Below are 25,062 nucleotides of genomic sequence, written 5' to 3'. Positions count from 1 at the left end.
AAGGGGATTACCGACATGGCCGTGACCGCCAAAGACATCCTGGCCCAGATCAAGGAGAAGGACGTCAAATACGTCGACGTGCGCTTCACCGACATGCGCGGGCAGATGCAGCACGTCACCTTCGACATCGACCTGGTGGACGATGACTTCCTGACCGACGGCACCATGTTCGATGGCTCATCGATCGCCGGCTGGAAGGCCATCAACGAGAGCGACATGAAGCTGCGGCCCGACCTGGAGTCGGCCAACATCGACCCGTTCTACCAGCAGAACACGCTCTTCCTGTTCTGCGACGTGCTGAACCCCGACACCAACACCCCCTACAACCGCGACCCGCGCTCCATCGCCAAAACGGCGCTGAACCACGTGAAGGCCTCGGGCATCGGCGACACGGTGTTCTTCGGCCCGGAAGCCGAGTTCTTCATCTTCGACGACGTGCGCTGGGACACCGCTCCGCACAACACCTTCTACGCCTACGATTCCCAGGAGCTGCCGGTCAGCTCCGGCAAGGCGTTCCCCGAAGGCAATATGGGCCACCGGCCCGGTCCGAAGGGCGGCTACTTCCCGGTCAACCCGACCGACTCCGCCCAGGACCTGCGCGGCGAGATGCTGGCGGTGATGGGCGAGCTCGGCATGCAGCCGGAAAAGCACCACCACGAGGTGGCGCCGGCGCAGCACGAGCTGGGCCTGAAGTTCTCCGACCTGCTGACCATGGCCGACCGGCTGCAGCTCTATAAGTACGTGATCAAGAACGTCGCCCACGCCTACGGCAAGACGGCGACCTTCATGGCCAAGCCGATGTTCGCCGACAACGGCTCGGGCATGCACGTCCACCAGTCGATCTGGAAGGGCGGCAAGCCGCTGTTCGCCGGCGACAAGTACGCGGGCCTCTCGGACATGTGCCTCTGGTACATCGGCGGCATCATCAAGCACGCCAAGGCGATCAACGCCTTCGCCAACTCGACCACCAACTCCTACAAGCGTCTGGTGCCGGGCTATGAAGCGCCGGTGAAGCTGGCCTACTCCTCGCGCAACCGCTCCGCCTCGATCCGCATCCCGCACGTGGATTCGGCCAAGGCCAAGCGCATCGAGTGCCGCTTCCCCGACCCGATGGGCAACCCCTACCTGACCTTCACGGCCCTCTTGATGGCCGGCCTCGACGGCATCGAGAACAAGATCGATCCGGGCGCGCCCGCCGACAAGAACCTCTACGACCTGCCGCCGCGCGAGCAGAAGAAGATCCCTGAGGTCTGCGGCTCCCTGCGCGAAGCCTTGGAGAACCTCGACAAGGACCGGGGCTTCCTCAAGAAGGGCGGCGTCATGGATGACGACTTCATCGACGCCTACATCGAGCTGAAGATGGAAGAGGTGATGCGCCTGCAGCTGCACCCGCACCCGGTCGAATTCGACATGTATTACAAATGCTGACGGTCCTCCCCGAAGGCTAAACTGAAGGGCCGCGGCGCAACCGCGGCCCTTTTCTTATGCGCCGCCAGGGCCCACCTTCGGCCCATGCCCAACTGGCTCAGTCCCCTGATCGCGATCGCGGCGCTCCTGGTGATCGCACCGCTAATGGGTTGGATGTTCAGCCGGCAGGGACGGCGGCGCATCAAGGGCGGCATGGCGCTGGCCTCCATCATGCTGGGGTTCGGCGTCCCCATGGATCCGCCGACGAAACACCTGATCGAGGCCAAGGAAGGCCGCGTGAACCCCGGCGACGAGAACGGCGAGCCGCCCAAACCGCCGGTTTGACGTTAGGTTATAACGGACGGTTGAGCTTTGCGCCGAACACGCCCTACAACGGGAAATCCTTACCCGTTCGAGGTCCGCCGAAGTTGAAGCCCGCCCTCTTCGCCTGCGCCGCGGCGCTGGCCCTGTCCGCCGCCCTGCCGGGCGCTTCCATGGCCCAAACCGGCGCGGCCTCGCCCGGTCCGCAGCCCTACCCGATGCCGCCGAAGACCGAGGCGCCGCAGGACACGCCCTATCCCGGCGTCCTGAAGGTGCAGGTCGACGCCACCGACCTCGACCACCACATCTTCCGCGTCCATGAGACCATCCCGGTGGCCAAGGCCGGGCCGATCACCCTGCTCTATCCGCAGTGGCTGCCCGGCAACCACGCCCCCAACGGCCCCTTGCGGAGCATCGGCGGCTTCCGGTTCAGCGCCGGCGGCAAGCCGCTGACCTGGATGCGCGATCCGGTGGACGTCTACGCCTTCCACCTCGACGCGCCCGCCGGCGCGACCAGCATCGACATCGACTTCGACCTGCTCTCCGCGGTGGCCGGCGACGAGGGCCGTATCGTCATGACCCAGGAGATGCTGAGCCTGCAGTGGATCGACCTGGCGCTCTATCCCGCCGGCCACTATGCGCGGCGCGTGCAGATCGAGCCCAGCGTGCGCTTCCCCGAGGGCTGGACGCCGTTCTCGGCGCTGGAGACCACCGGGACCGAGGGCGGGATCACCCACTACAAGGCCGTCGACTTCGACACCCTGGCCGACAGCCCGATGATCGCCGGCCGCTACGCCCGCCAGATCGACCTCGATCCGGGCGGCCCGGCGCCGGTCCACCTGGACGTCATCGCCGACCGCAGCGACCTCTTGGAGGCCACGCCCGACGAGGTCGAGAAGCACAAGGCGCTCGTGCAGCAGGCCTACAAGCTCTACGGCTCGCACCATTACAACCACTACGATTTCCTGTTCTCGCTGTCGGACCGCATGGGCGGCTCGGGCCTGGAGCACCACCGCTCCAGCGAGGACGGCACCATCCCCGACTACTTCACCGGCTGGGCGAAGAACCCCGCCTCGCGCGACCTCCTGGCGCACGAGTACACCCACTCCTGGAACGGCAAGTTCCGCCGGCCCGCCGACCTCTGGACGCCCAACTTCAACGTGCCGATGCGCGGCTCGCTGCTCTGGGTCTACGAGGGCCAGACCCAGTACTGGGGCTTCGTGCTGGCCGGCCGCTCGGGCCTGCTCACCAAGCAGGAGGCGTTGGACGCACTCGCCTCGACCGCGGCCACCTACGCCAACCGCGTGGGCCGCGACTGGCGGGCAGTGGAGGACACCACCAATGACCCGATCATCGCCTCGCGCCGGCCGCAGCCCTGGCTCAGCTTCCAGCGCAGCGAGGACTACTATTCGGAGGGTCAGCTGGTCTGGCTCGACGCCGACACGCTGATCCGCGAGAAGTCCGGCGGCAAACGTTCGCTCGACGACTTCGCCAAGAGCTTCTTCGGCATCGAGAACGGCAGCTGGACGCCGGTGACCTACACCTTCGACGACGTGGTGGCGGCGCTGAACAAGGTCGAGCCCTACGACTGGGCGACCTTCCTCAACGAGCGCATCAACCAGGTCGCGCCCAAGCCGCCGCTGGACGGCCTGGCCCGCGGCGGCTGGAAGCTGGTCTACACCGAGACGCCCACCGACTACTTCAAGTCGGCCGAGATGCGGCGTCACGCGACGGACCTGACCTATTCCATCGGCCTCGTGCTGGGCCGCGAGGCGGATATCACCCAGGTGCAGTGGGACGGACCGGCCTTCAAAGCGGGGCTGACGGTCGGGGCCAAGCTCCTGGCCGTGAACGGCATCGCCTATGACGCCGACCGGCTGAAGGAGGCGGTCACCGCAGCCAAGAAGGGCGGACCGCTCAGCCTGCTGGTCAAGCGTGGCGACCACTACGACACTGTCGACCTCGACTACAAAGGCGGCCTGCGCTACCCGCGCCTGGAGCGCATCGAAGGCACGCCCGACTTGCTCTCGACGATCTACACGCCGAAGAAGTAGGGCCGCCGCAGATGGGACGTCCGTCGAGGTCGCCGGCGAACGCCGCCGCGTTCGCCCTGTCGTTAACGGGCCTGTCGCTGGCGGGCCCCGCGGCGGCTCAGCACCTGAGCGGCCTGGGCGCGACCCATGTCTACGGACCCGTGGCCGATCAGCTCGCCACCCAGCCTAGCGACGACGAGGTGATGGCGGCGTGGCCCGCCAGGGCCAGGGCCAAGGACCTGGGCGGCAGCGCCGTCATGCGCTGCGTGGCCGATTCCGCGGGAGCCTTGTCCGGCTGTCACGTCATGCTCGAACGCTCCCACGCGGGGTTCGGGGACGCCTTGGTCTCGCTCGCGCCGAAGTACCGCCTGAAGCCTGCGGAACCGGGACAGCGCCCGGACGGCGCGGAGGTCGTGGTCACCGCGACCTGGCCCGCGCCGGAGACCCCGGTGGATTGGCAGACCGCGCCGAAGGCCCACGACTTCGCCACCACCATGACGCCCGCGGTCCAGCGGAGCGGCGGCCGCGGCGTGGCGGTGATGAACTGTCTCGCCGCCCAGATGGGCGCCCTGCACGACTGCACGGTCGTCTACCAAGCGCCCGCCGCCGTGGGCTACGGGACGATGGCCCTGCGCTTCCAGGGCTTCTTGCAGCTGAAGCCCGCGACGCTGCAGGGCAAGCGCATCGCCAGCGGCGTCGACATCGTCTTCAACTTCCACCCGATGGCTCCGGGCGAGACGTTCTAGGGGGCCGAGGCCTGGGGCTTCGCCGCATCGGACGCCAGGCCCATGCGCTTGTAATAGCCGCTCACGTTGGGCGCGAGGGCCGTGGCGGCGGCGATGTCGGCGTCACCCTCGGCCTTCTGGCCCTTCTTCAGCTCCGCGACGCCCCGCCCGTAGAGGGCGACGGCGTCGCGCGGCTGGGCCTTGATGGCGGCGGCGTACTGGGCGATCGACTCGTCGAGCCGGCCCAGGCGCAGCAGGACCAGCGCGCGCAGCTGCATGGTCTGCGAAACCCGGTCGCCGCGCATGGCGAGGTCGCAATCGGCGAGCGCCTTGTCCAGGTCCTTGCCCGCGATCGCCCGGACCGAACAGCGTGACGCTAGCACCGCCGGCAGGTTGTCGGCCTTGGGATGCGCCGCCACCCAGGCGTCGAGCTGCTCCAAGGCCAGATCGAACTGGCCGGCATTGCCGTAGGCAGCGCCGGCCATGGCCGCGAACTCCGGCCGGTCGGGGGCCAGCTTGATGGCCGCGTCGAAGTCCGCCTTGGCGCGGGGCACGTCGTGGGCGTTGAGGTAGAGTTCGCCGCGCCGCAACAGCGCCTCGGGGTCGTTGGGCTGGCGCTTCAGCGCCTCGTCGAGGTCGGCCATGGCCAGGACGGGCTGGCGCGCCAGGAGCCGCACCATGCCGCGGGCCCGGTAGTGGGCGCCGTTGTCGGGCTCCAGGGCGATGGCCTGGGTGTAGTCGGCGATGGCCAGGGCGAATTCGCGTCGCGAGGTGCGGGCCGCGGCGCGCCGGGCGAATTCCACGGCGGTCTTCGGCTCGTCGGACGGCGCGGAGGTTGTGGACGCGCCCGGCGCGGCGGCGGCGTCCCCGCCGGACGCCGCCGGGCCTGCGTGAGCTTGAGCCTGCCCCTGGGCCTGTTGCTGCCGGGGCGGCGGACCATCCAGGCGGAACACCGAGCCGCCGTTGTAGGTGAAATAGACCTTCTTCTGGCTGTTGGAGATCAAGATGCGGTGCGACAGGAAGAAGTCGGCGCCCAGCAGCATGTCGGCATTGGGCAAGTCGATGTCGGCCACCCGCAGCTTGGTGTTCTTGATCTCCTCGTCGCCGATCTTGAAGCTGTCGAACGGCGCGATGAAATTCTCGATGCCGCGGCCGAAGACCCCATGGCTGACCCCGCCGTTGACCACCCCGGCCGAGGTCACCTGGATGCCGGCGCGCCCAGCGGCGTTGCGGCTCATCACCGACTGGAACGAGCCGGAATCCCAGGTCACCCGGATGCTGTGGCCGTCGACCTTGGCGTTGGTGATCACCTTGTTGACGATGCGCGGCGGATCGAGCATCGGGGCCCGCGACAGGGCCATGCCCTGCGACCAGTACGCCAGATTGGCGTCGGGGCCGCAGCCCTCCGCCTTGAAGTAGCGCATGACCCCGTTGGCGAAGTCGTACTCCACGTCGAACGGCCCCATCAGGTTCTCGCCGATCATGCCCGCCATGCCGGCGTCGGCGCGCTCCAGCAACAGGAAGTCGGTGTTGCGGAAGCCGACGCCGGCGAAGGTGAACAGGTCGGCCCGCATGGCCCGGGCCTCGCGCCGCTCGCCGCCGACCCCCTCGATCACCATGCCGAAGGGCGCCAGGGAGTGCTTCATCCCCAGCGCCGTCCCCGCCTCCTCGGTGACGCCGCCGAAGAAGGCGCCGGTGTCCACGAGGAATCGGGCGTCCTTGCCATTGACCTGGGCGACCGTGGTCGGCCGCTGGCCCTGCATGATGATGGTGACCTCGGCCATCTTCTGGAACTTGCAGTCCGCCTGGGCGGCGCCGCCCAGGGCCATGCCTCCCGCCAGCACGGCGGCGGCTAGATATTTTGCGACCACGGATTCCCCCAAACCCTAAGCTCCGTCATTGGTACAACCCATCGGCGAGCCGCGGCCAGTCTCTTGCGCGATTGTTGCGGGCGCGTCTCAGCCGCCCAGCTTCTCGTCCATCCAGGCGCCGGCGGCGGCGATGGCTTTGCGGGCGGCGGAGAGTTGGCCGCCGAAGACGTGCCAGACGTGGATCATCTCCGGCCAGATCTCCAGGCGCACCTCGACGCGGGCGTGGCCGGCGCGTTCGGCCAACAGCAGGCTGTCGCCCAACAGGGCCTCCTCCGAACCCACCTGGATCAGCAGGGGCGCGAGGCCCTCGAAGTCGCCAAAGGCAGGCGAGGCCAAGGGATCCTTCGCGTCGCCGCCGCCCAGATAGGCCGCCGCGCTCTCGTCGAGGCCGGCGCGGGTGATCATCGGGTCGTCGGCGGCCTTGGTCCGATAGGTCGCGTGCGCCTGGGTGAGGTCCGCCCACGGGCTGATCACGAAGAGGGCCGCCGGCTGCGGCAGACCCTCGGCCTTCAGCTTCAGGGCCAGCGCCAGGGTCAGGCCGCCGCCGGCGCTGTCGCCAGCGACGATCATCCGCTCCGGCCAGACCCCTTCGGCCAGCAGGTGGCGATAGGCGTCCAGGGCGTCGTCGACCGCCGCGGGGAACGGGCATTCCGGCGCCAGGCGGTACTCGATAGAGAGCGCCGCCGAGCGGGCGGCCTCGGCGAGCCTCGCCACCAACGGCCGATGGCTGCGCGGGCTGCCGCCCACATAGCCGCCGCCGTGCAGGTAGAGGATGCGGCGGCCCTCGACAGCGTTGGTCGGGACGATCCGCTCGGCCTTCACCCCACCAGCGCTCACCGGCTCGTGCAGGCAACCGGGCGGCAGGGAGCCCATCTCGCCGAAGGCGTCCATGGCCGCACGGCGCTCGGCGCGGCTGGGCAGGGGTTCGCCCTCCGCCGGCCGGCGCGAGGCCAGGAGGGCGCGGACGCCCGCGATCTCGGGATCCTTCCAGCTGGACATTCCGCTCCGCCCTTTTTGCCGCCCCGGAGGTTGCCGCCAGGGGCTTTGCCACCGATAGGAGCTTGAGACGGAGCGCCTGTCGAGGGGTCATGCGACGCCGCCGCATTGCCTTCCCGCGCGGGGCGATTCATACCCGGCGGGTTCCAGAATCGCCGCACCCTTCAGGCCGAATGCCCAAGCCCTCCGCCCAGCCGCAAGCCTCGTTGTTCGACGACGCGCTGAACCCCGCCCCGGCCGCGCCGCTGGCGCAGAGCCATGAGCCGCGCCCCGATCCGGCGGTGACCGTGGGCAAGGCGGCAGCCGACGGCTATTCGGCCAAGGACATCGAAGTCCTGGAAGGGCTGGAGCCGGTCCGCAAGCGGCCGGGCATGTACATCGGCGGCACCGACGAGCGCGCCCTGCACCACCTGTTCGCCGAGGTGCTGGACAACGCCATGGACGAGGCGGTCGCCGGCCACGCCAAGGTGATCTCGGTCCGGCTGGACGCCGACGGCCAGCTCACCGTCACCGATGACGGCCGCGGCATCCCGGTCGACCCGCACCCCAAGCATCCCGGCAAGTCGGCGCTGGAGGTCATCATGACCGTCCTGCACTCCGGCGGGAAATTCTCCGGCAAGGCCTATGAGACCTCCGGCGGCCTGCACGGCGTGGGCGTTTCCGTGGTCAACGCGCTCAGCGAGCGGGTCGAGGTCACCGCCTGGAAGGATGGCTTCGAGTGGCGCCAGGCCTTCACCCGCGGCAAGCCCATCGGCGGAATCGAGAAGCTGGGGCCGACCCGCAAGCACGGCACCGCCATCGCCTTCTCGCCCGACCCGGTGATCTTCGGCGAGGCGGTCGCGTTCAAGCCGGCGCGGCTGTACCGCATGGCCCGCTCCAAGGCCTATCTGTTCGGCGGGGTCGAGATCCGTTGGTCCTGCGACCCGTCACGGATCCACGACCAGACCCCGGCGGAGGCCACCTTCCGCTTCCCCAACGGCCTGGCCGACTTCCTGGCCGAGCGGGTCAAGGACATCGAGACGGTGACGCCCGAGCCCTTCGCCGGCCGCTATGAGCGCCAGGGCGAGGCTGGCAAGGTGGAATGGGCCATCGCCTGGACGCCCGCCGGCTTCGGCGAGGCCGACGGCTTCCTGCAGTCCTACTGCAACACCGTGCCGACGCCGGAGGGCGGCACGCACGAGGCCGGCCTGCGCGCGGCGCTGACCCGAGGCCTGAAGGCCTATGCGGAGCTGACCGGCGAGAAGCGCGGCGCGATCCTGACCGCCGACGACGTGATCGCCCAGGCCGGGGCCCTGGTCAGCGTCTTCATCCGCGATCCTGAGTTCCAGGGCCAGACCAAGGAGAAGCTGTCCTCCAGCGAGGCCCAGCGCCTGGTCGAGACCGCCCTGCGCGACCCCTTCGACCACTGGCTGACCGCCCAGCCAAAGGCCGCCTCGGCCCTGCTGGAATTCGTCATCGAGCGCGCCGAGGAACGGCTGAAGCGGCGCAAGGACAAGGAGGTCGCCCGCGCCTCGGCGACCCGCAAGCTGCGCCTGCCGGGCAAGCTCGCCGACTGCGCCGGCAGCGCCACCGACGGCACCGAGATCTTCCTGGTCGAAGGCGACAGCGCCGGCGGCTCGGCCAAGCAGGCCCGCGACCGGCGCACCCAGGCGATCCTGCCGCTGCGCGGCAAGATCCTGAACGTCGCCTCGGCCACCCTCGACAAGCTTGGCCAAAACAAGGAGTTGAGCGATCTTCTTCTGGCGCTGGGCGTCCAGGGCGGAGCCAAGTTCAAGGAAGAGGACCTGCGCTACGAGCGCGTGGTGATCATGACCGACGCCGACGTCGACGGCGCCCACATCGCGAGCCTGCTGATCACCTTCTTCTACCGGACCATGCCGGACATGATCCGCTCCGGCCGCCTCTTCCTGGCGCTGCCGCCGCTCTACCGGCTGAGCCACGGGACCAAGGTCGTCTACGCCCGCGACGACACCCACCGTGACGAGCTGCTGGCCGGCGAGTTCAAGGGCAAGAAGCCGGAGATCAGCCGCTTCAAAGGCCTGGGCGAGATGATGCCCGCGCAGCTGAAGGAGACCACCATGGATCCTTCCAAGCGCACCCTGGCCCGCGTCACCCTGCCCCGCGCCGAGGAAAGCGTGGAGGCCCTGGTCGAGCAGCTGATGGGCCGCAAGCCCGAGAGCCGCTTCCAGTTCATCCAGGAAAACGCCGAGTTCGCGGTCGCCGACCTGGACGTCTGATCCCGAAGAATCCGGGTCTCCCACCGCGATTCCCGGCGTTCGTCGGCGTTCCGGTGCGCTCGTCGCCGCCCTGCGGAAGCCGCCACCCGCGAAGCCTAGTCTGTCCCCATCGAAGGCGCAGGGGCGCCTCAGGAGGATAGGATCATGGGTATCTTCGCAATCGCCCGTCCCTGGCGGACGGTGCTCCTGGCCGGGGCGGCGGTGGTCGCAGGCGCGGCCGTCGCCGGCGCGGCGACCGCCGGCGGCTACGGCCAGACAGACCTGGTCACCGACAGCCAGGCCGCGCTGGCCACCATGGGTTATGCGCCCGCGACCTACGTGGACCCGAACCTGGTGAACCCCTGGGGCATCGACCGTTCGTCCACCGGCGAATGGTGGATCTCCAACGCCAATACCGCCACCGAGACCGTCTACAACGGCGCCGGCAAGCCGGGCTCGCTGGTGGTGACGGTGCCTCAGAACGCCCCCTTCGGAATGGGCGGCGGCGTCACTGGCATGGTCTACAACGGCGGCTCGGCCTTCACGCTCGGCACGGGCGGCCCCGCCCGCTTCATCACCGCCGACATCGACGGATCGATCTCCGCCTGGAACGGGGCGCAGGGCACGCAGGCGGTGGTGGTGGTCCCTGGCCCGACGCCCGGGCCGCCGCCGCCCAGCGTCGCCTATACCGGCCTGGCGATAGGCTCGGTCGGCGCCAACAGCTATCTCTACGCGGCGAACAGCGGCACGCGCGGCGGCGTCGACGTCTACAACACCAGCTTCCAACTCGTGAGCCTCGGCGCGAACGCCTTCTCCGATCCCGGCGCGCCGCAGGCCGGCCTGGCGGCCTTCAACGCCCAGAACATCAACGGCAACATCTTCGTCACCTATGCCGTGGGCGGCCCGCCGGCGGCCAACCAGCCGCTGGGCTCGGGCTACGTCGACGAGTACGACAGCGCCGGCAACCTGATCCAGCGGTTCACCGGCGCCGATCTGGATTCGCCCTGGGGCGTGGCGCTCGCGCCCAGCGACTTCGGCGCGTTCAGCAACGACATCCTGATCGGCAACTTCACCCACGATAAGGCCGACGGCTTCATCAGCGCCTATTCGCAGACCGGGACCTTCGAAGGCCTGCTGACCAACCCCGACGGCACGCCGATCACCATCGACGGCCTCTGGGGCCTGGAGTTCGGCAATGGCGGCACGGCGGGACCGGCCAACGCCCTCTACTTCGCCGCCGGCGTGAACGCCGAGCAGGACGGCCTCTTTGGCCGCATCGACGCGGTGCCGGAACCCGCCAGCTGGGCCTTGATGATCCTCGGCGTCGGACTGACCGGCGCCCAGCTACGCCGGCGTACTGGACGCGCCGTCTTCGCCGCCTGATCCCCGATTTCGCGGCGGCGATCTGGCGCCCGGCCGTCCCCTCGGCCGGGCGCCTCCCTTTGCGCGCTACATGTGCTTGAAGAGCTTGCGGTGGGCCTCGCTGACGGTCAGCCGCTCGGGCCGGGCCTTCAGCTTCAGGACGGTGGCGCCGGCCATGTTGCGGGTCACCGAGGCGATGGCCTCGACATTGACGATGGTCGAGCGGTGGATCTGCCAGAACCGCGACGGGTCAAGCTCGGCCGTCAGCTCCTTGATCGAGGCGCGGATGAGGGCTTCGCGGCTCTCGGTGAAGACGCTCGTGTACTTGGTGTCGGAGCGGAAGTAGCAGACGTCGCCCACCATGATCAGATCGACCTCGGCCCCGCGCGAGGCCTTGATCCAGGTGAGGTAGGGCTTGGGCCGCGCGGCGGCCAGGTCCTGTAGCAGGGCGTCCAGGGGCGGCGGGGCCGCGCCCAGCCGTTCCTGTACGCGGCGCAGCGACGCGCCCAGGCGTGCGTCGTCGTAGGGCTTCAGCACATAGTCCACCGCGCCCTGCTCGAAGGCGGCGACCGCATAGGCGTCGTAGGCGGTGAGGAACACCACGTGGCATCGCCCGCCCACCTGCTGGGCGACCTGCAGACCGGTGAGGCCCGGCATCTGGATGTCGAGGAACATCACCTGCGGCTGGTGCTGGTCATACATGGCCAGGGCCTCGACGCCGTTCGACACCGCCGCCACGACGTTGAGCCTGGGCCACAGGGTCGCGAGCAACGCCTGCAGCTGCTCGCGCAGGACCGGCTCGTCCTCGGCGATCAGGGCCGTGACGCCGGGCTGGACGCGGGCCAGGCGGTCAGCGGCCATTGGCAGGATGCTTCAGCTCGACGATCAGCGAGCGCACCGGCGCGCCGCCGACGTTCTCGGTCTCGTGGGTGACTGCCTCCGACCAGAAGACGTCGCCCGGCTTGTTCTCGGCGATGAAGGTCTTGCCGTTCTGGGTCACCTTCACCTTGGCCGCGGTCAACACCACGGTGAGGTGGGCGGGATGGCTGTGCAGGCCTGAGCCGCAGACGCTCATGCCGGGGCGGCCGGTGAACTCCAGGACCCGGACGCTGTCGTTGTCCAGCGCGACCCGATAGCTCGCCGGCTGCACCTTCGCGGCGTCCTGGCTCAGCGCCGAGGAACTGGCTAGAGCCAGGCTGGCCAGCACGGCGGCGATCAAAGGGAGACGATGTTGGGTCATGGCGTGGCTCCAGACGGGGGTTTCCCCGGGGTGATCGGGATGGCGAAGGCGGGGTCTTCGATGGCGTTGCGCAGGGCCTGGCGTGCTTCGGCGACGCGGGCGTTCGACGCGCGCGCGGAGCCGCCGACGGCGGCGCGCAGATAGGCGACGAGGTGGTCCAGCAGGGCGTCAGCCGCCGCCGGATCGACATCGTAGCGCTGGCGCAGCACGCGGATGGCGGCGATCAGCACAGATGGCTGCAAGGCGCCGCGCAGCGAATTCAGCCGCGCCGCCTGCAGCAGGGCCGCCTCGTCGCTAAGCGCGAGCTGGACCTGGGCCAGCCGGCGCCGCGAGCGCACGGCGCGCAGGAAGGCCCAATAGCCCGCCACATAGAAGCCGCCGAACACCGCGTTCATCCAAAGGGTGTGCGCATAGGCGGCGTCGAACGACACCCGGCGGCCGATCAGCACGGCGGTCTCGTCGTCGATCCCAAGCCCGGTGTGGCTGACCATCAGCAGGGCGTTGATCGCCGAGAGCGAAAGGCTCATCAGCAGCCAGTTCGAGACCATCCGCAGCGCCGACAGCCGCTGGCCGGCGAGCCGGGTGGCCACGGCCCAGCACAGGCCGGTCGCCGACCAGAGGATCATCATGGCCGCCAGGAACTGGACCAACTGAGCCAGCGGCATATCCACGGGCGGCTGGCGCAAAGTCTCGATGGCGCCCATGGCCCAGCCCCAGAGCGCGCCGCTGGCCAAGGCGGCCAGCCAGCCCGCGACGCCGGGGCTGAGGCGGCCGGGGCTGAGGCGGCTAGGCGGCCAGGGCATCGGGCACTCCGATCACCGCGCGCACGCCGCCCTGCGGCTGCGGCTCCAGGGCGAAGGCCGCGGCGGGGCCGTAGAGCAGGCGCAGCCGCGCCACCAGGTTGGCGAGGCCGATCCCCGCGCCCGACGCCTGGCCGGTCAGGCCTGAGCCGCTGTCGGCCACCGCAACCTCCAGCCGCGGCCCGCGGCGCCGGGCCGAGACGGTGATGGTGCCGCCCGCTTCGACAGGGGCGAGGCCATGCTTCAGGGCGTTTTCCAAGAGTGTGCCCAACATCAGCGCCGGGAAGCGCCGGTCGCGGGCCGCCTCGTCGACGTCCCACACGACGGTCAGGCGCTCACCCATCCGCGCCGCGCAGACGTCGAGGTAGGCCTTGGCCAGGTCCAGCTCCTGGCCAAGGGTGGTCTCGGCTTCCCGTTCCGCGCTCAAGGTGGCGGTGGTGAAGTCCAGGAACCTTGAGAGAAGCTGGCGGCCCTCCCGCGGCGAGGTCACGCCCAGCCGCTTGATGGTGGCCAAGGTGTTGAACAGGAAGTGCGGCTCGATCTGCCGCTGCAGGGCCTCCAACTGGGTGGCGGTGGTCAGCTGGCGAAGCCGCGCCGCGCGCATCTGGGCGGCCTCCGCGGTCGCCGCATAGTCCGCGCCGAAGCGCCAGGCGGCGACGATCCCGCCCAGGGCCGAGCCCGCCAGCGTCCAGGCGGCGATCCGGCCCAGGGTCGCGGCGAGATCGTCGCGTTCGCCGTAGAGGTGCAGGACCCGGCGCAGCCCCTCGCCGGCCGTCGCGCCGGCCAGGGCCGCGAGCGCGAACTGCGCGCCGCGCAGCCCCAGACTCCGCGCCGGGCGCCAGCCCGCCGCCACCATGCAGGCCGCCATGGCGCCGGCCACCACCAGCCGGTCGGCCAGGATCGGCAACCAGCCCAGCAGGATGTCGTCCAGTGTCCAGGAGCGCCACACGAAGGGCTGGGCGAAGAACTCTGTGGACATCACCAGGCCGATGGCGCCGGCCCAGATGAAGATGCGCGCAGCCGGCCACGGTTCGCGCGCGGCGGTCCAGTCGCTCCAGGGTCCGTCCCGTTTGCGCCTGCCCTCGACCAAGATCGGTCTCCCCGGTTGCGAAGATCATTTCCCGCAAGTCGACGCCGCCGCAACCGACCCGCCTGCGGCCCGCGCCGCCTCGGGGCCGGTTTTCGGGCGTCCAGGACCGCTTTCGCCGCATTCGTCGGCCCAATGGGGCGCTCGTCACATCCTGGCGCACGGAGACGCTTTGCCCCTCACGAAAAGCTTGGCTACCAATCGGGTTCGGGTCACGGCGAGGGCGGCGGCATGCGGGTTTGGCGATTGGTGATGGGGCTCGCGGCCCTGGCGGCGGCGCTCGGGACCGGCCCTGCCTTGGCCCAGACGATCACGCCCAAGCCGGCCCTGGCCACGCCCGCCCTGTCGCCAGACGGCTCGGAGATCGCCTTCGCGTCCGGCGGCGACATCTGGACCGTGCCGGCGGCCGGCGGGACCGCGCGCCTCCTGGTCACCGACCCCGCGACCGAGGAGCGGCCGATCTATTCGCCGGACGGCAAGGAACTCGCCTTCACATCGACCCGCGATGGGTCTGCGAACATCTACATCCTGACGCTCGCCACCGGCCGGGTGCGGCGGCTGACCTGGTCGGACGCCAACGAGATGCTCGACGCCTGGTCGCGCGACGGCAAGTGGATCTACTTCTCGTCGGCCGCCAACGACGTGGGCCGCCAGGCCGACATCTTCCGGGTGGCGGCGACCGGCGGCACGCCCCTGGAGGTGAGCCGCGAGCGCTTCTTGAACGAGTTCAACGCCGCGCCCTCGCCGGACGGCCAGACCCTGGCGCTGATGGCCAAGGGCCTTTCCGCCGCCCAGTGGTGGCGCAACGGCCACGCCCACATCGACGAGGCCGAGCTGTGGCTGAAGCCGATCGCCGCCGGCGCGCCCTACCGCCGCCTGCTGGGCCCCGACGCCAAGCACCTGTGGCCCATGTGGACCCCGGACGGCGCGAGCCTCTACTACATGAGCGACCAGTCGGGATCGGAGAACCTCTGGCGCCTGGCCGCGGTTGGCGGCCAGCCGGCGCAGGTGACCCACTTCACCTCCGGCCGGGTGCTCTACCCGTCCATCGCCAAGGACGGTTCGGCCATCGTCTTCGAGCGCGATTTCGGGATCTGGAAGCTGGACCTGAAGAGCGGCCAGGCCGCGGCGGTGCCGATCGCCCTGCGCGGGACCCCGGCCTCGGCCGGCGACCGGCGGCTGAGCGAGACCAGCTTCCAGCAGATGGCGCTGTCGCCGGACGGCAAGAAGATCGCGGTCATCGCCCATGGCGAGGTCTTCGCGGTGCCGGCCAAGGACGGCGGCCCGGCGGAGCGGATCACCGAGGCCGGCGGCATCCAGGGCGACCTCTACTGGTCGCCGGACAGCCGCAGGCTGGCCTACGTCGCCCAGCGCGGGCTCTCGGCCCACCTGATGACCTATGACTTCGCCCAGCGGCGCGAGCGGACGATCACCACGGGTGAGGCCTATGACGCCGGGCCCGCCTGGTCGCCGGACGGCAAGATGCTGGCCTACACCCGGGGCCGCAACGAGATGCGGGTCGTCACCCTGAACGACGCCGGCGAGCCGCAGAAAGACATGGCGGTGTTCACGGGGCTGGTGCTCAACTTCCGCGCCACGCCGCCGGCCTGGTCGCCGGACAGCCGCTGGTTGGCCTTCGGGGTCACCGACGCCAAGTCGTTCCGCAACGTCTATGTGGCCCCGGTAGCCGGCGGCGAGGCCAAGCCGGTGAGCTTCCTCGCCAACGGCGAGGCGGCCTCGACCATCGCCTGGTCAAAGGACGGCAAGTACCTGCTGTTCGACACCGCTCAGCGCTCTGAGGACGTGCACATCGTGCGCGTCGACCTCCTGCCGCATGTGCCGCGCTACCGCGAGGACGAGTTCTCTGACCTGTTCAAGCCGGCGGAGAGCCCTGACCGCCGGCCAGCCCCAAGCTCTAAGCCAGGCCCGGCGCCTTCGCCCGACACCGTCCCGGACTCCGCGCCCAAGACCGACACCCCCGAACCGCCTGCGCCGCCGGCGGAGAGCAAGGCGCCGAACGCCGAGGCCAACGCCAAGACCCTGGCCGGGCCGCCGGCCAAGCTGAAGATCGAGCCGGTCCGCATCGTCTTCGAGGGCATCCGCGAACGAGCCACCTACCTGCCGCTGGGCGTCTCGGCCGAGGCGCCGGCGATCAGCCCCGACGGCAAGACGCTGGTCTTCCGCTCCAGCCTGTCCGGCCAGAGCGTGCTCTACAGCTACAATCTCGACGAACTGGTCCGCGAGCCGCCGACCCCGCAGCAGATCGCCAGCTCCAAGCGGCCGAAGCGGTTCTTCGCCTTCACCCCGGATTCCAAGTCGCTCTACTACCTGGACGGCGGGACGGTGACGACGACGGCGCTGGACCAGCCCCGGCCGCGGCCCGTCGCCGTGACCGCCGAGATGGCGGTGGCCTTCGACCAGGAAAAGCTGACCGCCTTCAACGAGGCCTGGAGCCTGCTCGACCGCAACTTCTTCGACCCGAAATTCCATGGCCAGGACTGGAAGGCGCTGCGCACGCGCTTCGAGCCCTACATCGCCGGCGCCCATACGCCCGACGAGATGCGTCGCATCACCAACCTGATGATCGGCGAGCTCGACGCTTCGCACTCCGGCATCAACCGGCCGCAGGCCGGCTATGGCGCCACGCCGCCGCCGCGGGTCGGCGACCTTGGCGTGCGCTTCGACCGCGAGGCCTACGAGGCCGGCAAGGGCCTGGTGGTGCGTGAGGTGATCGCGCTCGGTCCCGCCTTCATCGAAGGCTCCATCAAGCCGGGCGACGTGCTGGTCGCGGTGGAGGGCCACGCCATCGGCCCAGGCGTCGACCTCGACCAGCTGATGCTCGACCGCACCGAAAAGCGCACGGTGCTGACGGTGCGGACCGGCTCAGCGACCCGTCAGGCGGTGGTGCGGCCGGTCTCGGCCACCGTGGCCTCGGGCCTGCTCTACCGGCAGTGGATCACCCAGCAACGGGCCTATGTCGACAGGATCAGCGGCGGGCGGCTGGGCTATGTCCACATCGCCGACATGTCGTCGGAGTCGCTCGACCAGCTCTATCTCGACCTCGACGCCCAGAACCAGGGCAAAGAGGGCGTGGTCATCGACGTGCGCAACAACAACGGCGGCTTCGTCAACGGCTATGTCCTCGACGTCTTCGCCCGGCGCAACTACCTGACCATGACCAACCGCGGCGAGACGCCGGTGCCGAGCCGCCAGGCGCTGGGCCAGCGCGCGCTGGGCCTGCCCACGGTGCTGATCACCAACGAATCATCACTCTCCGACGCGGAAGACTTCACTGAGGGCTACCGCGCGCTGAAGCTGGGCAAGGTGGTGGGCGTGCCGACCGCCGGCTGGATCATCTACACGTCGAACGTGCCCCTGGTGGACGGGTCGGTGGTGCGCCTCCCCTCGACCCGCATCCAGGGCGCGGCCGGCGACGACATGGAGCTGCATCCGAGGCCCGTGGACGTGACGGTGGAGCGCCCGCTGGGCGAGACCCTCGCCGGCAAGGACGCCCAGTTGGAGGCCGCGGTCAGTGAGCTGCTTAAACAGCTGGGCGCGAAACCCCCGGCGCACTGAGCAGCAGGCGGGCGACCACGGCGATCGGCAAGCCGAACGCGAAGAGGTGTGTCCCGAAGCTCAGCGAGAACAGCAAGAGGCTTTTCGGCAGGGCGAAGCCGATCCTCGACAGTGGGATGACCACGAAGGTCATCACCCCATAGCAGGGGACGCCGTAGAGGATCCCGAGGGTCACCGGCCGCCTCAGCAGGACCGGCAGGCGGTCGCTGGCGAAGACATAGAGGCCCGCGGCGACCACCGAGATCAGCACATGGACAAAGACCCCCAGCGCCACCGTCGAGGCGCCGCCGGCCAGCGCCGCCGCCCGGCCGACGGCGCCGGCGGCGATCGACTGGAAGACCAGGGCTGGCGAGGCGCCCATGGCCGCCTGGATCGGCAGCACCACCGCCATCTCCACGGCGGCGGCGGCGAGGCCTGTGGCCAAGCTGACCCACAGCTTGCGTGACGTGTCGCCCATGCGGGCCTCCCGTTTTCCGGGAGCCTAGCGGCTCGGGGCGACCCGCCGCCCTCGCCTTGCGACCGACGGCGCGCGCCGATCTGCGACCGGTCACGAGCGCTCTGGAAGCACAGCCTTGCCGCGCGGGAAATCCACCCGCAAAGTGCGGGAAATTTGCCCGCAAACTGCGTCGCAGAATTTCAAAGAAAAGATTTCGGGGAGCGCGATGAGATTTCCGATCTGGATGGCGGCCTTGGCCGCCCTCACCTTGCCGATATTGGCCTTGCCGGCCGCCGCCCACGCCCAGGGCGCTTCGGGGAGCGCGGGCGAGACCGTGTTCAACGGCCACTGCAAGGCCTGCCACGAGCCGGCCATCGACCGCGCGCCCAACCGCGCGACGCTCTCCACCTACCAGCCGGCCCAGATCGTCGACGCGCTGACCAACGGCGTCATGAAGCCCATGGCCACCGGCCTCTCCGACGCGGACAAGCAGGCGGTCGCCGCCTACCTTACCGCCAACGCCGCCGCGCCGCAGACCGCCGCGGCGGGCCGTTCGCCCGCGCCCGCCCCGGTCGGCGTCGACGTCAAGTGCGAGACCAATCCGCCGATCCGGCCCACGGCCAGCGACTGGACCAGCGTCGGCCTCGACACCTCGCACCGCTACCAGGTCAATCCGGGCCTCGCGGCGGCCGACGTGCCGAAGCTGAAGGTGAAGTGGGCCTTCGCCATGAGCGGCGGCTCCATGCCCACGGTGATCGGCGACTGGCTGTTCATCGCCAACCGCTCGGGCAAGTTCTACGCGCTCGACGCCAACACCGGCTGTGTGCGCTGGGTCCTGCCCGACGTGGCCTCGCGCACTACGCCGATGATCGTGAAGTCCTCGGTCTCGCCCAGCGGCTGGCTGACCATCGTGGGCGTGCGCGACCGCACTGCGCGGGCCTATGACGCCCAAACCGGCAAGGAGCTCTGGCGCTCGCCCGCCCTGCACGCCAACCCGGTGGTCGGCATCACCGGCACGCCGCTGATCGTCGGCGACCAGGTCTTCGTGCCGCTGACCTCAGGCGAGGAAGGCGCGGCGCGCCAGCCCAGCTACCGCTGCTGCTACTTCCAGGGTGCGCTCGTCGCCCTCGACCTGAAGACCGGCCAGAAGCAGTGGTACACCAAGGTGATCCCGGAGACCCTGCACGACACCCACCCGAACGCGGCGGGGACCATGCAGCAGGGCCCGGCGGGCGCGGCTATCTGGTCGGCGCCCACCGCCGACGCCAAGCGCGGCCTGGTCTATGTGGCCACCGGCGACAGCTACACCGACGTCGACACCAAGGGCGCCGACGCCATCGTCGCCATGGACATGAAAACCGGGGCCATCAAATGGTCGACCCAGGTGGAGGCCGGCGACAATTTCATCGTCGGCTGCACGGACAAGACCAAGCCGGCCAACTGCCCGAGCCCCGACGGCCCGGACTACGACTTCGGCGCCTCGCCGATCCTTTTCCACCTGGCGAGCGGCAAGGACGTCGTCCTGGCCGGCCAGAAGTCCGGCATCGCCTACGGACTGGATCCGGACAGCGGCAAGGTGCTGTGGCGCCAGAAGGTCGGGGGCGGTTCGTCCCTGGGCGGCATCGAATGGGGCATGGCCGCGGACCTGAAGCGGCTCTACGTCGCCAACGCCGACACCGTGAACCTGATCGACGAGTACCTGCGCCCGCTCGGCAAGTCGCCGGTGGCCGACAAGGAGCCGCCCTCGGCGCCCGGCCTCTATGCGCTGGATCCCGCGACCGGCAAGGTGCTGTGGAAGACGCCCGCGCCGGCGGCGCCCTGCCACTATGAGGGCGACCGCAGCCGCGACCGCTCCGGCGGGGCCTGCATCCGCGCCCAGTCCGCCGCGCCGTCGGCCATGCCGGGCGTGGTGTTCTCCGGCACCATGGACGGCTGGTTCCGCGCCTATGACGCCGCGACCGGCAAGATCGTCTGGGCCGATAGCACCACCGATCGCCACTATGACACCGTCAACCAGGTGAAGAACCAGCCGGGCGGCAGCCTCGACGGCCTGGGTGCGGCCATCGCCGGCGGCCGGGTCTATGTGATGAGCGGCTTCAATGGCGCGGCCAACACCGGCGGCAACGGCACCAATGTGCTGCTGGCCTATTCGGTGGACGGCAAGTAGCCAGGCCTTCGGGCGCGCCGCGGGGGTGACATCCCCGTCCTCGCGGCGTCCTGAAAGCGGGCTTAATGCCGCCGCCTGAACCGCAACTCCAGCGCGCGCGTTGACTTGGGCGTCGTCGCCCGTATGTTCCGCCGCGTGCGACGATCTCCGTTCGCGCCGCCGCGGCGCGCTGTCCCAGTTCCCTCAAAAGCCCTGGGCGGCTCCGCACCTAATCGTACCGAATGACAGAATTTTCCGAACTTGGATTGTCGCCTGCCACCCTGCAGGCCGTAGCCGACACGGGCTACACCACGGCCACGCCCATCCAGGCCGAGGCCATCCCGCACGCCCTGCACGGCCAGGACGTGCTGGGCATCGCCCAGACCGGCACGGGCAAGACCGCCGCCTTCACCCTGCCGATGATCGATCGGTTGGCCGCCGGCCGCGCCCGGGCGCGGATGCCGCGCGCCCTGGTGATCGAGCCGACGCGGGAGCTGGCCGACCAGGTCGCCGCTTCCTTCGAACGCTACGCCAAGGGCCAGAAGCTCTCCTGGGCTCTGCTGATCGGCGGGGTTTCCTTCTCCGACCAGGAACTGAAGCTGGACCGCGGCGTCGACGTGCTGATCGCCACGCCGGGGCGCCTGCTCGACCACTTCGAGCGCGGCAAACTGCTGATGACCGGCGTGCAGATGCTGGTGGTCGACGAGGCCGACCGCATGCTCGACATGGGCTTCATCCCGGACCTGGAGCGCATCTTCAAGCTGACGCCGGTGAAGAAGCAGACCCTGTTCTTCTCCGCCACCATGCCGCCCGAGATCACCCGGCTCACCAAGCAGTTCCTGAAGGACCCGATCCGCATCGAGGCCTCGCGGCCCGCGACCACCGCCGAGACCATCACCCAATACCTGGTGCGGATCCCGACCGCCGATCCCAAGGCCAAGCGCACGGCCCTGCGCATGCTGATCGAACGCGACGACGTGAAGAACGGCATCGTCTTCTGCAATCGGAAGTCGGAAGTCGATATCGTCGCCAAGTCCCTGAAAACGCACGGCATGGACGCCGCGCCGATCCACGGCGACCTCGACCAGCAGACGCGCATGCGCACGCTCGAGAGCTTCCGTAACGGCTCGCTGAAGCTGCTGGTGGCCTCGGACGTGGCCGCCCGCGGCCTCGACATCCCGGCGGTGAGCCACGTCTTCAACTTCGACGTGCCGCACCACGCCGACGACTATGTCCACCGCATCGGCCGCACCGGCCGCGCCGGGCGGTCCGGCCAAGCGTTCATGATCGTCACGCCCGCCGACAGCCGCAACCTCGACAAGGTGCTGAAGCTGATCGGCAAAGCGCCGGAAGAGCTGAAGCTCGAGGCCGACTGGGCCAGCATCAAGGACGAGCCGCGCAGAGACCGCGACCGTGGCGGCCGCAGCGGCGGCGGTGGCGGCGGCGGACGCTCGTCCAGCCGTGACCGGGACCGCGAGCGCCGCCCGCGCCCCGTGCCCGTCCACGGCGAAGTGGCCTCGATGGAGCCCTTCGATCCCGCCGCCGCGCCGCAACCCGCCGCCGAGGCCGCGCCGCGCCCGCAGCGGGCCGAGCGCCCCGAACGGTCTGAGCGCCGCCCGCGCGGCCGCCGCGACGAACCGCGTCCGGAAGCCTCGGAAGCGCCCGCCCCCGTCGAGGCCCGGGAAACCGAGCGTCCGGCGCGTGAGCCGGCCCATCGCGAGCGGGAGCGCCCAGAGCGTGACCGGCCCGACCGTAACCGGCCAGATCGGGGACGCAGCGAGGCCAGCCGTCGCGACAACGACCGCGACGGCGGCGACGACGGCGTGGTGGGCTTCGGCCGCGACGTCCCGGCCTTCCTGTCGCGTCCGCCGCGTTCCGAGAGCTAGCCGCTCAAAAATCCCCTGCGACACGTCGCGCCGCTTAACCGCTCGTTGGGTGTTCCGGCCTTAGATTCCTGCGCAACTCCAGTCGTGTCGCATAAGGCGGCCGGCTCCGTCGGGAAGACCAGAACATGTCGGTGGACGTTCAGACCGCGCTCCGCAGTCCCAAGTCTTATGACCTCGCCCGCACCGCGATCGAGGTCATGGAGGCCAACCACGTCTGGCCGACGCCGCGCAATTTCGGCCTGTGGGTGCACTACGTCGCCGAGCGCGAGAGCCCGCTGGCGCAGGAGATCGACCGCCTGCTGGCCGCCGGCGAGCCGATCACCGAGACCCTCGGCGAGGCGCTGGCCGCCCAGTTCCTGCCGGAAGCGCGCCTGAACGGCGACATCTTGGAAGCCGGCGACGTGCTCTCCAAGGAATTGCAAACCGTCACCAAGGCCATCGAGAGCGCCCAGCGGTCCAGCGAGGAATACGGCCACGAGCTGGCCATCGCCACCGGCCGCCTGGACGAGGACGACGCCCAGACCGTCAAGGCCGTGGTGGTCGACCTGACCGCCGCCACCAAGAAGGTGCAGGGCGAGAACGCCGTCCTGGAAAGCCAGCTCGCCGAAACCACCGCCGAGCTCGGCCGCCTGCGCGAGAGCCTCGACCAGGTCCGCCGCGACGCCATGACCGACGGCCTGACCAACCTCGCCAACCGCAAGGCCTTCGACGAAGGCCTGGAAGCCGTCTGCGCCCGCGCCGACGCCGCCGGCGAAGGCATGACGCTGGCGATCATCGACATCGATCACTTCAAGGGCTTCAACGATGCCTGGGGCCACCAGATCGGCGACCAGGTGCTGCGCTATGTGGCCAGCGTCATCGGCCGCATGGGGGCGACGCCCCGCCTGGCCGCCCGCTACGGCGGCGAGGAGTTCGCCATCATCTTCCCGGCGGAGAATGGCCGCACCGCGAAGGCCGTGCTGGAAGAGATCCGCGAGGAGGTTTCCTCCCGCTCGCTGAAGCGCCGCTCCACCAACGAGGACCTGGGCACCATCACCGTCTCGGCGGGCTACGCCGAGCGGATCAGCGGCGAGAGCTCCATGAGCCTGGTGGAACGCGCCGACGCGGCCCTCTACGCCTCCAAGCACGCCGGCCGCAACCGCACCACCGCCGCCCAGCCGATGGCCGCCGTGGTCGCCGCCTGAGGCGCCGCGCAACCGCTTTCGGCTAGGCTGACGCGAGGGTAAAGTCCTTAGATCGAGCGTCAGTCTCGAACGGAGGACATGCCATGGACGGCGCGCAACCCGCTGCAAAGGTCCGGACCGAGGTCCGCGGCAATATCGGCGTCATCACCCTCAACGATCCCTCGACGCTGAACGCGGCGGGGCTGGAGCTGATGCAGGGGCTGACGGCGGCCTTCGAAGGCTTCGTCGCCGACCCGGCGGTGCGCGCCATCGTCATCACCGGCGAAGGCCGCGGCTTCTGCTCCGGCGCCAATCTGACCGCGGCGACGGTCGGCGGGGTCACGCAGGACCCCAACGGCCCCAACCAGTCGCTGCTGAAGGTCTACAACCCCTTCGTCAGCGCGGTGCGCAAGTCGCCCAAGCCGCTGGTGGCCGCGGTGAACGGCGTGGCCGCCGGCGTCGGGGCTTCGCTGGCCCTGGTCTGCGATCTGATCGTCGCGGCCGAGAGCGCCTACTTCCTACAGGCCTTCCGCCGCATCGGCCTGGTGCCCGACGGCGGGTCGACCTACCTCCTGCCGCGCCTGGTGGGCAAGGCGCGGGCCATGGAGCTGATGCTGCTGGGCGAGAAGCTGCCGGCCGCCACGGCGCTGGACTGGGGCATGATCAACCGCTGCGTCCCGGACGCCGAGCTGATGTCGACCGCCCTGGTGCTGGCCGCCCAGTTGGCGGACGGCCCGATCTCGCTGGGCTACACTCGCAACCTGGTCTGGGCCTCGCTGGACAGCGCCTGGCACGACCAGATCGAGGCCGAGGCCTACCGCCAGGGCGACGCCCAGCGCACGGAAGACGCCCGTGAAGGGATCACCGCCTTCGTCCAGAAGCGCCCAGCGGAGTTCAAAGGACGCTAGGCGCGGCGCGCCGGGCTACCAGCGCCTTACGACGAAGACCACCAGGAAGATCGCCACCAGGCAGAAGACCAGCACCACCGCGCCGGTGCGCAGCGCCAGCTTCAGCAGGCTGAGCTGCAGGGACCAGCGCGGCCAGGGTCCATGCACCACGCGATAGTCCGCATCGATCTCGCGAGGGGGTTCCGGCTCCATGCCCCATGATGACGCGCCGCGCCGGCCGCGTCATCGCGGGAAGTGAGCTTTCGCCCGTCCACGGACGGCGGATTGCGGCGAACCTGACGCAAACTCGCCCTACTGGTGGGTGAAATTCCCCTTTCGGGGGAAAGCGGCGTGCGGCGGTCGTTATTCCGTTGCGTCGGGCCCCCGGCCCGTGAAAATGGACAGATCGTCGCACCCTGACCTGTTTACCCTCGCCCCAACTATGACCGACCCCCAGTCCGGCCGGCACGCCCTGATCATCGAAGACGAGATGCTGATCGCGCTGGAGGTTGAGAGCCTGCTGCACGACTTCGGCTTCGTGAGCTGCGATATCGTCGACAACCCCGCCGACGCGGTGAAGAGCGCGCTCGCCCATCGCCCCGATCTCGTCACCGCCGACATGCGCATCCTGGGCGGCACCGGCGTCGACGCCGTGACGGCGATCACCGAGAAGCTGGGTCCCGTGCCGCACATCTATGTGACCGGCAATCCCGACATGCTGGCCGGCCGCACCGCCGCCCCCATCGTCGACAAGCCGCTCAGCCGCCGTGCGCTCGCCGAAGCCTGCAAGCGGGCCTTCGCGGCCTAGCTGTCGAAGCTACGAAGGTTGTTCACCCGGGATCGGGTTGAGAGAGTGGGGTTGCGAAGCTCCAACCTCTAACCGGGAGACCCCGGATGAACGTCCATAAGA

20 protein-coding genes are annotated in these 25,062 nt (G+C 69.8%); 12 read left to right on the top strand and 8 right to left on the bottom strand.

Annotated elements, in window-relative coordinates; all coding sequences use genetic code 11:
* Window positions 1-15: 15 nt before the first annotated feature.
* From glnA to E8A49_RS05855, 4 genes are all read left to right on the top strand, one after another.
* Complete coding sequence (gene glnA, locus E8A49_RS05870; protein WP_293377516.1) at window positions 16-1,428, top strand: type I glutamate--ammonia ligase; 1,413 nt, start codon at window positions 16-18, stop codon at window positions 1,426-1,428.
* An 84-nt stretch (window positions 1,429-1,512) separates the two neighbouring features.
* The gene (locus E8A49_RS05865) at window positions 1,513-1,752 is read left to right on the top strand and encodes a hypothetical protein (protein WP_293377513.1); all 240 of its coding nucleotides are present in this window, start codon (window positions 1,513-1,515) and stop codon (window positions 1,750-1,752) included.
* 149 nt (window positions 1,753-1,901) lie between these two features.
* The gene (locus tag E8A49_RS05860) at window positions 1,902-3,782 is read left to right on the top strand and encodes a peptidase M61 (protein WP_293378018.1); all 1,881 of its coding nucleotides are present in this window, start codon (window positions 1,902-1,904) and stop codon (window positions 3,780-3,782) included.
* Between the two features lie 11 nt (window positions 3,783-3,793).
* Window positions 3,794-4,507, top strand: a complete 714-nt coding sequence (locus tag E8A49_RS05855; RefSeq protein ID WP_293377510.1) for a hypothetical protein — start codon at window positions 3,794-3,796, stop codon at window positions 4,505-4,507.
* Here E8A49_RS05855 and E8A49_RS05850 read toward each other — a convergent pair.
* Together E8A49_RS05850 and E8A49_RS05845 are read right to left on the bottom strand one after the other, a co-directional pair.
* A complete protein-coding gene (locus tag E8A49_RS05850; RefSeq protein WP_293377507.1) occupies window positions 4,504-6,357 on the bottom strand; it encodes an aspartyl protease family protein in 1,854 nt (617 codons plus the stop codon). The two genes, E8A49_RS05855 and E8A49_RS05850, sit on opposite strands and share 4 nt — an antisense overlap.
* Window positions 6,358-6,444: 87 nt before the next feature.
* On the bottom strand, window positions 6,445-7,356 hold the full coding sequence (locus E8A49_RS05845) for an alpha/beta hydrolase (RefSeq protein WP_293377504.1): 912 nt from the start codon (window positions 7,354-7,356) through the stop codon (window positions 6,445-6,447).
* Window positions 7,357-7,526: 170 nt separating this feature from the next.
* Here E8A49_RS05845 and parE point away from each other — a divergent pair, with 170 nt between their 5' ends.
* Together parE and E8A49_RS05835 are read left to right on the top strand one after the other, a co-directional pair.
* Window positions 7,527-9,590, top strand: coding sequence for a DNA topoisomerase IV subunit B (gene parE, locus E8A49_RS05840; protein ID WP_293377501.1), 2,064 nt, complete (start codon window positions 7,527-7,529; stop codon window positions 9,588-9,590).
* A gap of 144 nt (window positions 9,591-9,734) precedes the next feature.
* Complete coding sequence (locus E8A49_RS05835; RefSeq protein ID WP_293377498.1) at window positions 9,735-10,952, top strand: TIGR03118 family protein; 1,218 nt, start codon at window positions 9,735-9,737, stop codon at window positions 10,950-10,952.
* Between the two features lie 66 nt (window positions 10,953-11,018).
* Here the strand turns inward: E8A49_RS05835 and E8A49_RS05830 are convergent, their stop codons facing one another.
* Genes E8A49_RS05830 through E8A49_RS05815 form a run of 4 tightly spaced genes read right to left on the bottom strand, consistent with a single transcriptional unit; the run spans window position 11,019 to window position 14,061 of the window.
* Window positions 11,019-11,792, bottom strand: a complete 774-nt coding sequence (locus E8A49_RS05830) for a LytTR family DNA-binding domain-containing protein (protein ID WP_293377495.1) — start codon at window positions 11,790-11,792, stop codon at window positions 11,019-11,021.
* Window positions 11,782-12,171, bottom strand: a complete 390-nt coding sequence (locus E8A49_RS05825) for a hypothetical protein (RefSeq protein ID WP_293377492.1) — start codon at window positions 12,169-12,171, stop codon at window positions 11,782-11,784. Before E8A49_RS05825 ends, E8A49_RS05830 begins: the two co-directional genes overlap by 11 nt.
* Complete coding sequence (locus E8A49_RS05820; protein WP_293377489.1) at window positions 12,168-12,974, bottom strand: hypothetical protein; 807 nt, start codon at window positions 12,972-12,974, stop codon at window positions 12,168-12,170. Before E8A49_RS05820 ends, E8A49_RS05825 begins: the two co-directional genes overlap by 4 nt.
* Complete coding sequence (locus E8A49_RS05815) at window positions 12,958-14,061, bottom strand: histidine kinase (RefSeq protein ID WP_293377486.1); 1,104 nt, start codon at window positions 14,059-14,061, stop codon at window positions 12,958-12,960. Before E8A49_RS05815 ends, E8A49_RS05820 begins: the two co-directional genes overlap by 17 nt.
* Before the next feature lie 249 nt (window positions 14,062-14,310).
* On the opposite strand from E8A49_RS05815, the gene E8A49_RS05810 reads away from it, so the two are divergent.
* Window positions 14,311-17,634, top strand: a complete 3,324-nt coding sequence (locus tag E8A49_RS05810; protein ID WP_293377483.1) for a S41 family peptidase — start codon at window positions 14,311-14,313, stop codon at window positions 17,632-17,634.
* On the opposite strand, the gene E8A49_RS05805 is transcribed toward E8A49_RS05810, so the two are convergent.
* A complete protein-coding gene (locus E8A49_RS05805; protein ID WP_293377480.1) occupies window positions 17,600-18,091 on the bottom strand; it encodes a hypothetical protein in 492 nt (163 codons plus the stop codon). The two genes, E8A49_RS05810 and E8A49_RS05805, sit on opposite strands and share 35 nt — an antisense overlap.
* Before the next feature lie 205 nt (window positions 18,092-18,296).
* On the opposite strand from E8A49_RS05805, the gene E8A49_RS05800 reads away from it, so the two are divergent.
* The 4 genes from E8A49_RS05800 (at window position 18,297) to E8A49_RS05785 (ending at window position 24,173) form a co-directional block, all read left to right on the top strand.
* Window positions 18,297-20,237 (top strand): PQQ-binding-like beta-propeller repeat protein, encoded by a 1,941-nt coding sequence (locus E8A49_RS05800; RefSeq protein WP_293377477.1) that lies wholly within the window; start codon window positions 18,297-18,299, stop codon window positions 20,235-20,237.
* Window positions 20,238-20,458: 221 nt separating this feature from the next.
* Complete coding sequence (locus tag E8A49_RS05795) at window positions 20,459-22,102, top strand: DEAD/DEAH box helicase (protein WP_293377475.1); 1,644 nt, start codon at window positions 20,459-20,461, stop codon at window positions 22,100-22,102.
* Between the two features lie 125 nt (window positions 22,103-22,227).
* Window positions 22,228-23,286: a GGDEF domain-containing protein gene (locus E8A49_RS05790; RefSeq protein ID WP_293377473.1), complete on the top strand. Its 1,059-nt coding sequence runs from the start codon at window positions 22,228-22,230 to the stop codon at window positions 23,284-23,286.
* An 83-nt stretch (window positions 23,287-23,369) separates the two neighbouring features.
* A complete protein-coding gene (locus E8A49_RS05785; protein ID WP_293377470.1) occupies window positions 23,370-24,173 on the top strand; it encodes an enoyl-CoA hydratase/isomerase in 804 nt (267 codons plus the stop codon).
* Between the two features lie 15 nt (window positions 24,174-24,188).
* Here E8A49_RS05785 and E8A49_RS05780 read toward each other — a convergent pair whose 3' ends face one another.
* The gene (locus tag E8A49_RS05780; RefSeq protein WP_293377468.1) at window positions 24,189-24,365 is read right to left on the bottom strand and encodes a hypothetical protein; all 177 of its coding nucleotides are present in this window, start codon (window positions 24,363-24,365) and stop codon (window positions 24,189-24,191) included.
* Window positions 24,366-24,594: 229 nt separating this feature from the next.
* Between E8A49_RS05780 and E8A49_RS05775 the strand changes: the two genes are divergently transcribed.
* Window positions 24,595-24,960 carry a response regulator gene (locus tag E8A49_RS05775; protein WP_293377465.1) on the top strand — a complete coding sequence of 122 codons (366 nt, stop codon included), beginning with the start codon at window positions 24,595-24,597 and terminating at the stop codon, window positions 24,958-24,960.
* Window positions 24,961-25,062 lie beyond the last annotated feature (102 nt).

Source organism: Phenylobacterium sp. (genome assembly GCF_004799515.1).
GTDB lineage: Bacteria > Pseudomonadota > Alphaproteobacteria > Caulobacterales > Caulobacteraceae > Phenylobacterium.
This window is presented reverse-complemented; position numbering and strand designations above follow the sequence as displayed.

Bases quoted from the DNA above. Each gene is read 5' to 3' on its own strand.
- glnA (WP_293377516.1), top strand. From the start codon at position 16: ATGGCCGTGACCGCCAAAGACATCCTGGCCCAGATCAAGGAGAAGGAC.
- E8A49_RS05865 (WP_293377513.1), top strand. From the start codon at position 1,513: ATGCCCAACTGGCTCAGTCCCCTGATCGCGATCGCGGCGCTCCTGGTG.
- E8A49_RS05860 (WP_293378018.1), top strand. From the start codon at position 1,902: ATGGCCCAAACCGGCGCGGCCTCGCCCGGTCCGCAGCCCTACCCGATG.
- E8A49_RS05855 (WP_293377510.1), top strand. From the start codon at position 3,794: ATGGGACGTCCGTCGAGGTCGCCGGCGAACGCCGCCGCGTTCGCCCTG.
- E8A49_RS05845 (WP_293377504.1), bottom strand. From the start codon at position 7,356: ATGTCCAGCTGGAAGGATCCCGAGATCGCGGGCGTCCGCGCCCTCCTG.
- parE (WP_293377501.1), top strand. From the start codon at position 7,527: ATGCCCAAGCCCTCCGCCCAGCCGCAAGCCTCGTTGTTCGACGACGCG.
- E8A49_RS05835 (WP_293377498.1), top strand. From the start codon at position 9,735: ATGGGTATCTTCGCAATCGCCCGTCCCTGGCGGACGGTGCTCCTGGCC.
- E8A49_RS05830 (WP_293377495.1), bottom strand. From the start codon at position 11,792: ATGGCCGCTGACCGCCTGGCCCGCGTCCAGCCCGGCGTCACGGCCCTG.
- E8A49_RS05825 (WP_293377492.1), bottom strand. From the start codon at position 12,171: ATGACCCAACATCGTCTCCCTTTGATCGCCGCCGTGCTGGCCAGCCTG.
- E8A49_RS05820 (WP_293377489.1), bottom strand. From the start codon at position 12,974: ATGCCCTGGCCGCCTAGCCGCCTCAGCCCCGGCCGCCTCAGCCCCGGC.
- E8A49_RS05810 (WP_293377483.1), top strand. From the start codon at position 14,311: ATGGGGCTCGCGGCCCTGGCGGCGGCGCTCGGGACCGGCCCTGCCTTG.
- E8A49_RS05805 (WP_293377480.1), bottom strand. From the start codon at position 18,091: ATGGGCGACACGTCACGCAAGCTGTGGGTCAGCTTGGCCACAGGCCTC.
- E8A49_RS05800 (WP_293377477.1), top strand. From the start codon at position 18,297: ATGAGATTTCCGATCTGGATGGCGGCCTTGGCCGCCCTCACCTTGCCG.
- E8A49_RS05795 (WP_293377475.1), top strand. From the start codon at position 20,459: ATGACAGAATTTTCCGAACTTGGATTGTCGCCTGCCACCCTGCAGGCC.
- E8A49_RS05790 (WP_293377473.1), top strand. From the start codon at position 22,228: ATGTCGGTGGACGTTCAGACCGCGCTCCGCAGTCCCAAGTCTTATGAC.
- E8A49_RS05785 (WP_293377470.1), top strand. From the start codon at position 23,370: ATGGACGGCGCGCAACCCGCTGCAAAGGTCCGGACCGAGGTCCGCGGC.
- E8A49_RS05780 (WP_293377468.1), bottom strand. From the start codon at position 24,365: ATGGAGCCGGAACCCCCTCGCGAGATCGATGCGGACTATCGCGTGGTG.
- E8A49_RS05775 (WP_293377465.1), top strand. From the start codon at position 24,595: ATGACCGACCCCCAGTCCGGCCGGCACGCCCTGATCATCGAAGACGAG.